Below are 439 nucleotides of genomic sequence, written 5' to 3'. Positions count from 1 at the left end.
ACGTCACCCAGACTTTTACCACTGACGTTTTACCCGATGGGACGTTTTCCATTGAACTCCCCGCCGATGCCGCCGAAGGGTTATTGGATGTGAATGTATCGGTGCTCGACAGCGCCGGTAATGTCGCCTCCGTCAGTACCAGCGGTTTAATTGATTTAACCTTACCGGTGTTGAACGTAGATGCCCTTTCCAACTTAAACAGTGCCACGCCCATTATCAGCGGCACGTGTGATGAAATCGGTGCGGTAATCACCATTGAAGTGACCGACAGTGACGAGGTTACTCAGACTTTTACCACTGACGTATTGCCCGATGGCACCTTTGCCATTGAACTCCCTGCGGATGCCGCCGAAGGCTTATTGGATGTGAATGTGTCGGTACTCGACAGCGCCGGCAATCTCGCCTCAGTGAGCACCAGCGGTTTAATTGATTTAACCTT

1 protein-coding gene is annotated in these 439 nt (G+C 51.5%); it reads left to right on the top strand.

All coding sequences use genetic code 11. The annotated features are described in order from the left end of the window. Positions 1-439, top strand: a 439-nt coding sequence (locus tag KO501_RS09585; RefSeq protein WP_216029454.1) for an Ig-like domain-containing protein, incomplete at both ends; no start/stop codon positions are given.

Source organism: Alteromonas sp. C1M14 (assembly GCF_018860965.1).
Lineage (GTDB): Bacteria > Pseudomonadota > Gammaproteobacteria > Enterobacterales > Alteromonadaceae > Alteromonas.
This window is presented reverse-complemented; position numbering and strand designations above follow the sequence as displayed.